This is a genomic window from Sphingorhabdus sp. (assembly GCF_040079335.1).
Lineage (GTDB): Bacteria > Pseudomonadota > Alphaproteobacteria > Sphingomonadales > Sphingomonadaceae > Sphingorhabdus_B.
Genome location: NZ_JBEBKL010000068.1, coordinates 1 through 8,302, shown reverse-complemented (window position 1 = coordinate 8,302; position 8,302 = coordinate 1). Strand labels below are relative to the sequence as shown.

Below are 8,302 nucleotides of genomic sequence, written 5' to 3'. Positions count from 1 at the left end.
GCTGAATCATCCTCCCCATCGCTAGTCGATGGGGAGGATGATTCAGCCTGCTTCAAAATATTCGCCGCCCGCTTATACCCGGCGAGCAAATTCGCACCCTCATCGGTGCCAACAAAACCCTGCAACGCCTTCACCCGCGCGAGCAGGCGGACGAGATCATCCTCCCCGCCAAGCGCAAACACAGCGTCGATCAGGTCATGCCGGACGCCGGCCTCACGCTGCTGGACTTTGAGGCGTTCGAAGACAAACTTCACCATTGAACCCGTGCGTTCGAGCATTTGCTGGAAAGTTTTAAATTTTAGCGCGTCGAAAAGATCTCGAGCGGCCTCAATCGCTGACAAATCAACGACAGGTTGTTTTGGTAGTCCCTCGAAAATTCCCTCAGCTGTTGCTAACAGCCTAAGACGTGTCCAGCTCTCCAAGGAGGCAGTCTGTTGCTTCACTTCTGGCACATTTCGTGCCGTCCAATTGTGCAGCGTCTCAAGATAGCCAACAATAGCTTGGGCGAAACCAACACCCAAATTCGCACGAAGGTCGGAAATAGTCAGTACAAGGATTATACCGTTAGCACTGCGTCTAAGTGCGTATGGATCACGCGATCCAGACGGCTCCTGCCGTAACAAGAAGAATCCAGCAATCGTATCCAGCTTATCCGCCAAACTCACCGCCACCGTCACCGGAGCGGTCGGCACATCGTCGCCCTGCCCTACCGGCTTATAATGGTCACGCACCGCATCCGCGACAGCATCCGCTTCGCCCTGCACGCGGGCGTAATAGCCGCCCATGATGCCTTGCAGTTCGGGGAACTCGCCGACCATGCCGGTGACGAGATCGGCCTTGCACAGACGCGCGGCGCGTTCGGCATCATCGGCTAAATCCTCCCCGCGTGCGGGGAGGGGGACCGCGCTTGCGCGGTGGAGGGGGCTGGAGGTTTCAGCCGAGGTACCTGATTGCACCCCCCCTCCGTCAGCGCTATGCGCTGCCACCTCCCCATGTGATGGGGAGGATTTCACTATGCCTTCCTCAACCAGCCACCTTGCCAGCTTCGCAACTCGCTCGACCTTGTCGGCGACGGTGCCCAGTTTCTCGTGGAAGGTGATCTGCGACAGCTTCTTCGCCTGCTCGTCGAGCGGAACCTTCAGGTCCTGCTCCCAGAAGAATTTCGCATCGCTCAATCGCGCCGCGAGCACCTTTTCATTGCCCGCAACAATCGCCGCGCCGCCATCGTTCGCGACGATATTGGCGGTGCAGACAAAGGCGTTGGCTAATCTCCCCGCCCGCTCGCGGGAGGGGTGGCTCGCCGCAGGTGAGCCGGGGTGGGATTGGTGCGCTTCAGGCCCACCCCCAACCCCTCCCGCAGGCGGGAGGGGAGAATTACACACAAAATATTTCTGGTTCACCCGCGCGGTGAGCTGGATGACCTCTTCGGGCACCGCAAGGAACGCCGGATCGAAACGACCGAGCATCGGCACCGGCCATTCGGTGAGGCCGCTATTTTCGTTGACCAGACCTTCGTCAGGAACCAGCACCAGCCCCGCATCGGCGGCTGCCTTTTCCGCGCCCGCACGGATGATCGACCGCCGTTCTTCCTGATCGACGATGACATGCGCGGCGCGCAGTTTCATCGCATAGTCGCCCGCATTGCCGATGGTCACTTCGCCGCTGTGGTGGAAGCGGTGCCCCTTGGTTGCCGAGCCACTGACAATCCCGTCAATTTCACAATCGACAACATCGTCACCCAGCAGCGCGACAATGCCCTGCAACGGACGTACCCAGCGCAAAGACTCAGTCGATCCCGACGCCGCGCCCCAGCGTTGCGATTTGGGCCATGGGAAGGCGCGGATGATCGCGGGGATCGCCTCGGCCAGCACATGGGCGGTCTTGCGGCCGGGCTTTTCAACCACCGCAAAGTAAATGCCGTCGCGTTCGACCAGCTGGTCTTGCGTCAGGCCGACCTTGCGCAGGAAGCCTTCCATCGCCTGCGGCGGCGCGCCGACCTTGGGGCCCTTGGTTTCCTCAGACACTGCCTCGGTTTCGACCGGCAGCCCCTTGGCTATCAGTGCCAGACGGCGCGGGGTGGCGTAGGTGACGATCCCGGCAGCCTTGAGGCCCGCCTTGTCGAGTTCGGCGGTGAACAGCCGCGCCAGATCCTCGCGCGCCTTATCCTGCATGCGCGCCGGGATTTCTTCGCTGCGCAGTTCAAGGAGGAAGTCGGTCATTCCGCCCACCCGTTCTTGTGCATCCACGCTTCGCATGAACCCTTCGCCAGATCGCGCACGCGGCCGATATAGCTCGCGCGTTCCTGTACGCTGATCACGCCGCGCGCCTGCAACAGGTTGAACAGGTGGCTTGCCTCGATCGCTTGGTCATAGGCCGCGAGCGGCACATTGGCTTCAATGCAGCGCTTGCATTCCGCCTCGGCATTTTTGAAGCCCTGAAACAGCTGATCGGTATCGGCGACCTCGAAATTATAGGTCGAAAATTCGACCTCATTCTTGTGGAAGACATCGCCATAGGTGACGCCGGCATTGTTGAAGGCGAGATCGTACACGCTGTCTTTGCCCTGGATATACATGGCGAGCCGTTCTAGCCCATAGGTGAGTTCGCCCGCCACCGGCTTGCAATCGAACCCGCCCATTTGCTGAAAATAAGTGAACTGTGTCACTTCCATCCCGTCGCACCAGACTTCCCAGCCCAGGCCCCAAGCGCCGAGCGTGGGCGATTCCCAGTCATCCTCGACAAAACGGATATCATGCTTGAGCGGATCGATACCGATTGCGTCCAAGGAACCCAGATACAGCTCTTGCAGGTTTGCCGGGCTGGGCTTCATGATCACCTGATATTGGTAATAATGCTGCAGCCGGTTGGGGTTTTCGCCATAGCGGCCATCGGTCGGGCGGCGGCTGGGCTGGACATAGGCGGCGTTCCAGCTGTCGGGGCCTAGGGCGCGCAAAGTGGTGGCGGGGTGGAAGGTGCCCGCCCCTACGCGCATGTCATAAGGTTGCAGGATGACGCAGCCCTGTTTGCCCCAATAATCATGGAGCTTCAGGATCAGGTCCTGGAAGGTGAGTGGCCCGGATTCAGACATGGTCGCCCCTTGGCGGATGGAGGCCCCTAAATCAAGCATCTGTGCCGCAGCGCAACAAATGCGCTGCGCAAAGCCGCAGAAATCCTGCGCTATGTCAGGTTTTGATAGCAGTATGTCAGGGGTAGTTGACATTGTCAGCGAATCGCGACATATAGTCAGGGTAAGATGACATATGGACAACAAGAACTGACATGCAGAACCGATTGAGAGTGTTGCGCGCAGAGCGCCAATGGAGCCAGGCCGAGCTTGGCGAGAGGCTCGATGTTTCGCGGCAGGCGGTGAATGCGATCGAGACGGGGAAATATGATCCCTCGCTCCCGCTCGCGTTCAAGATCGCCCGGTTGTTCGGCATGTCGATTGAGGAGATTTTTGACGATGGTTTCGATGGAGCACAAAATGACTGACCTGCCTGAATTGGAAACCCCCGAAGCGGAGGGCAATGTTGGCCGGTCGCTGGCGTGGATCGCGGTGACTGCGCTTGCCACGATCTTCACGGCGAGCGCGATTGTCGGCGTGATTGCTACCTCTACCGAATCTGGTGAGCCGCCGTCCGGTATCGACATCGCCATTGTGGCTGGATTGGTGGCGATGATCGGCGCGTTGATCTACGCGCAAACGACCATGGCGCGCCGCATCCACATCGGCGGCGGCCCGATGACAACCCGCGAAAAACTCAATCGCAATATCATGGTAGGCTGCGGCCTGCTGGGCGCAGTGATTGGCGCCACGTTGGTGGCAACCGATGGCTCGATACCATCTGATCCGCAAACCATGTTTTCCGATAGCCCGTTACCGCTGGCAATAGCAGTATTTCTGGCGGTTTTCTGGGGTGTGATCATGCCTATCATCGCCTGGTTCTGGCACACCCGCGCCATCGATGAGCAGGAAGCCAATGCCTATCGCGACGGCGGCTATTATGCAGCCTATGCCTATCTGATTGGAGCCCCGACATGGTGGTTCTTGTGGCGCGGCGGCTTGCTGCCCGAACCCAATGGCATGCTGATAACCTGCCTTTTTGCGATCATCTGGACCGCCGTCTGGTTCTGGAAAAAATACCGCTGAACAAACACCTCTCTCCCTACCAATTCCCATTACAAGGATAGCAAAATGAAGACCTTTCTCCTGAACAGTGCGCTGCTTGCCCTCACCCTTTCGCTCTCGGCGGTCGGTGGACCAACAGCCTCTCCCGCTCTGGCTGCAGAGCCAACTCCCGCAGCGCCGGTGGCCGTTCCCACCGTCGATGTCGACCCCGCTCTTTGGGTGGTCAAGGATGCCGATACGACCATCTATCTGTTCGGCACCGTTCACATCCTGAAGCCCGGCATGGGCTGGTTCGACGAAGCGGTGAAGACAGCGTTCGACAAGTCAGACCGTCTTGTCCTTGAAATGGTTGAGCCCGGTGCCGGAGAAGCGCAGCAGCTGTTTGCCAAATATGGCCTCGATCAAAACGGAAAGACATTGTCTTCCAAAATGACCGAGGATGAAAAGGCTCTCTTCACCAAGGCGATGGAGAAAGTCGGCCTCCCAGCCGCCGCCTTCGAACCCTTCGATCCATGGGCGGCTGCCGTAACCATGCAGGTCATGGGCCTGCAAAAGGGCGGTTATGATGTGAGCAGCGGCGTTGAAACGCAGCTGACGGCTGCAGCAAAAGCGACGAAAAAGCCCATTTTGGGCGTTGAAACAATGGAATCGCAGCTCGCCATTTTCGATACGCTGTCACAAGAAACCCAGGTGAAGTTTCTGGTCGAAGCGTCAAAAGTGGTCGACGATATGAACAGCAGCATGGATGCAATGGTGGCCTTGTGGGCGAAACCCGATCCAGATGGGCTTGCCCGCGTGATGAACGAAGGGCTGACCGATCCAAAACTCTATTCGGCGCTGCTGACCAACCGCAATGCCAATTGGGCGGCATGGATCAACGAGCAGATGAAAAAGCCCGGAACGACCTTCATGGCGGTCGGCGCCGGCCATCTTTCCGGCACGACCAGCGTGCCCAAATTGCTCACCGCTTATGGAATTGACGCCGAGCGCGTCGCTTACTGACACGCGCGCAACAGCGGACAAAATAGGGGCGGGGTGCCAAGCTCTGCCCCTTTGTTTTGCCCGATTGAATGCGCGATGACCGGCTTGGTATTTCGCCGCCAATCATGATATGGCCGCATCATCTGCAGGAGTAGGGACATGCCAGTCAAAGCAACCATCGGAATCAGCATCGCATTGCTCGCCACACCGCTTTCGGCACACAGCGTGGAAACAGCGAAGGGGAATTGGGCAGACATCCCGCTGCTCGCACGCCACCACACCGTCCGCTTGAGCAACGATGCCATGGCGACCATCGATTCACTCGCGGCGTCAGGAAAATGCAGCGCAATCGGCGATGGCAAACGGATCGACCTCGATATGGATTTCCTTGTCGAATTTGCGCGCGACAACAGCATCAAAAGGGTGATCGTCGAACAAATCGGATGCCCCGAGGTTGAACAGATTGCGGCGACCGCAACCTCGCAGGCCGCCGTCAAAGGCTGGCTGAAACCGACGGGCGAAAATGAAACCGGCTGGTATCGCGGATCGATAACCTACCAGCTTAGATAGGTTATAGACTCTAACGCTTGCATTTGTGCGGCTTTCCGCCTAATGGCGCGCGCTTGCCGTGATGGTCATCCCTGGAGGCGTGACGGCAAATACTGAACTTATTTGGAGATTTATTATGAGCGATCAGCTGACTCTGTCGGCCGAGCCGCGCGAACGGGCTGGCAAGGGAGCCTCCCGTGCATTGCGTCGCGAAGGCCGTGTACCTGCCGTTATCTACGGCGACAACAAGGCACCGGAAACCGTCCATGTCGAGGAAAAAGCCCTCGTCAAGGCACTGATGACCGGCCACTTTTCGAACAGCATTGTCGAAGTGACCGTGAACGGCAAAACCGAACGCACCTTGCCCAAGGATGTGGCATTCCATCCGGTCAGCGACCGCCCGATCCATGTCGACTTCATGCGCCTTTCGAAGGACGCAACGGTCCATGTCGAAGTCCCCGTCGTCTTCGCCAATGAAGAAGCATCACCGGGCCTGAAGCGCGGCGGCGTGCTCAACATCGTTCGTCACGAACTCGAACTGATCTGCGACGCCAACCTGATCCCTGACGAAATCGTCATCGACGTGACCGGTTTCGACGTCGGCGATTCGATCCACATCAGCCACGTTACGCTGCCCGCTGGTTCGAAGAGCGCGATCACCGACCGCGACTTCACCATCGCGACCGTCGTTGCACCTTCTGGCATGAAGAGCCAGGAAGGCGATACGACCAAGGCTGAAGGCGAAGCTTGATAGCTTGAAATATCGCGCGGCCCCTGCGAATGCAGGCAGCGCGACTGGTTCACGCTCGAAAGGGCAAAGAACCGCCAGTTGCCCCCGCTTCGGCGGGGGTTTCCTGTTTTTGGGAAGGTGCGATGCAAATCTGGGCAGGCCTTGGCAATCCGGGACCGCAATATGCGATGCACCGGCACAATGTCGGCTTCATGGCCGCAGATGCGCTTGCCGACCGCTATGATGCGCCTGCCCCCGCCAAGAAATTTCAGGGGTGGATGCAAGAAGTCCGCATCGGCGGCGACAAGATCATCCTCCTTAAACCCGCGACCTTTATGAATGAAAGCGGCCGCAGCATCCGTGCAGCGCTCGATTTCTACAAACTGGCGCCTGAAGACGTCACCGTCTTCTACGACGAACTCGACCTTGCGCCTTTCAAGATCAAAGTGAAACGCGGCGGCGGTGCCGCCGGGCATAATGGCATCCGTTCAACCATCGACCATATCGGCGCGGACTTTCGCCGTGTGCGACTGGGCATCGGCCATCCTGGGCATAAGGACAGGGTAACCGGCTATGTGCTGGGCAATTTTGCCAAGAACGAGATCGACCCGCTTGCTGACATGCTGGGCGCGATTGCTGCGGAAGCCGATTGGCTCGCCAAAGGCGAAGATGTGCGCTTCATGAGCGAGGTTGCGCTGAGGCAACAGGATTAATTGGCACTACAGCTGAAACGCTGGCTGGACTCGCAATCGGCGTAAAGCCAGTTATCTTGGTGATCGAAGGAGAGCCGAGATGACCGAAATGGAACGCCGCACCGTAATCAAGACCGCGCTGGCCGTTGGGGCGGCAGCAACCTTGCCCGGACCTGCAACTGCTTCCGATAAACCCTTGGCGGGCAAGTCGGTGCTCATAACCGGCGCTTCGTCTGGTTTCGGCTATTTGGGTGCGCTGCATTATGCGCGGTTAGGGGCAAAAGTAATCGCCTCGATGCGCGGGCTGCCGCGCAAGGAGGCTGACGAGCTGAAAGCCGAGGCGGCGAAGGAAAAGCTGGACGTCCATATCATCCAGATCGACGTCACCTCGGACGAGCAGGTCGCAACAGGAGTTGCCGAGGCCGAGAAGATTGCCGGCGGCCTTATCGACATCCTCGTGAACAATGCAGGTGTTGGCTATGCCGGGCCGATCGAACTGCAGGATATGGCGGCCACCAAGCTGATCTTCGACACCAATGTTTTTGGCCCGCACCGCATGGTGCGCGCGGTGCTGCCTGGCATGCGCAAAGCGAAGCGCGGGGTGATCTTCAACATTTCCTCGCAACTCGGACGGGTGATCGTGCCCTCTGCCGGTCATTACTCCCCCACAAAATTCGCGCTGGAGGCAATGAGCGAGGCGATGGCCTATGAGCTGGTGCCGCACAATATCGATGTCTGCGTGATCCAGCCCGGCGGCTATCCAACCAAGGTGTGGGTCAACCGGAACGTGCTGGCCAAGGAATTGAAGGAGCGGCTAACGGCAGAGGAGGCCGCCGCCTACCCCGCACTCGTCGCGCAAATGGGTCGGGAAGATGGTACAACACGCAGTGCTGATCCGATGGACGTCCCCCGCGCGATTGCCGAAATCGCCGCCATGCCCGCCGGCACCCGCCCGCTGCGCCGTGCGGTCCATCCGGGCAGCAAGCCGCAAGAGTCGATCAACAAGGTGTCGGCGGAGACGCAGGTAGCTTGGCTCGGCGGCTCGCCCTTTGGGCCTTGGGTGAAGGCGGTGCACGACTGAGGGAAATTATCCCCTCCTCTTTCGGGGAGGGGCAGCGAGACTTGGCAGCTTGCTGCCTAGTCGCAGCGGGGTGGGGACTTTCAGGCCAGCGATCAATTTGACGCATCGCGACTTGCCGACAACCCCCACCCCAACCCCAC

General features: G+C 59.1%; 9 protein-coding genes. 7 read left to right on the top strand and 2 right to left on the bottom strand.

Features of this window, described 5'->3' with window-relative positions:
• Positions 1-2,219: glycine--tRNA ligase subunit beta (gene glyS, locus ABL922_RS13515; protein WP_349024737.1), on the bottom strand; the 2,219-nt coding region annotated here is incomplete at its 3' end.
• Positions 2,216-3,088: a glycine--tRNA ligase subunit alpha gene (locus ABL922_RS13510; RefSeq protein WP_349024736.1), complete on the bottom strand. Its 873-nt coding sequence runs from the start codon at positions 3,086-3,088 to the stop codon at positions 2,216-2,218. The genes ABL922_RS13510 and glyS, both read right to left, overlap by 4 nt.
• 191 nt (positions 3,089-3,279) lie before the next feature.
• Between ABL922_RS13510 and ABL922_RS13505 the strand changes: the two genes are divergently transcribed.
• The 7 genes from ABL922_RS13505 (at position 3,280) to ABL922_RS13475 (ending at position 8,162) form a co-directional block, all read left to right on the top strand.
• A complete protein-coding gene (locus tag ABL922_RS13505; protein ID WP_349024735.1) occupies positions 3,280-3,492 on the top strand; it encodes a helix-turn-helix transcriptional regulator in 213 nt (70 codons plus the stop codon).
• Positions 3,485-4,150, top strand: a complete 666-nt coding sequence (locus tag ABL922_RS13500; RefSeq protein WP_349024734.1) for a hypothetical protein — start codon at positions 3,485-3,487, stop codon at positions 4,148-4,150. Before ABL922_RS13505 ends, ABL922_RS13500 begins: the two co-directional genes overlap by 8 nt.
• A 45-nt stretch (positions 4,151-4,195) precedes the next feature.
• The gene (locus ABL922_RS13495; protein ID WP_349024733.1) at positions 4,196-5,131 is read left to right on the top strand and encodes a TraB/GumN family protein; all 936 of its coding nucleotides are present in this window, start codon (positions 4,196-4,198) and stop codon (positions 5,129-5,131) included.
• A gap of 138 nt (positions 5,132-5,269) precedes the next feature.
• Positions 5,270-5,680 (top strand): hypothetical protein, encoded by a 411-nt coding sequence (locus tag ABL922_RS13490; protein ID WP_349024732.1) that lies wholly within the window; start codon positions 5,270-5,272, stop codon positions 5,678-5,680.
• Between the two features lie 115 nt (positions 5,681-5,795).
• On the top strand, positions 5,796-6,410 hold the full coding sequence (locus tag ABL922_RS13485) for a 50S ribosomal protein L25/general stress protein Ctc (protein ID WP_349024731.1): 615 nt from the start codon (positions 5,796-5,798) through the stop codon (positions 6,408-6,410).
• Positions 6,411-6,532: 122 nt separating this feature from the next.
• Entirely contained in the window at positions 6,533-7,102 is a 570-nt protein-coding gene (gene pth / locus ABL922_RS13480; protein WP_349024730.1) for an aminoacyl-tRNA hydrolase, read from the top strand.
• Positions 7,103-7,181: 79 nt separating this feature from the next.
• Positions 7,182-8,162, top strand: a complete 981-nt coding sequence (locus tag ABL922_RS13475; RefSeq protein WP_349024729.1) for an SDR family NAD(P)-dependent oxidoreductase — start codon at positions 7,182-7,184, stop codon at positions 8,160-8,162.
• Positions 8,163-8,302 lie beyond the last annotated feature (140 nt).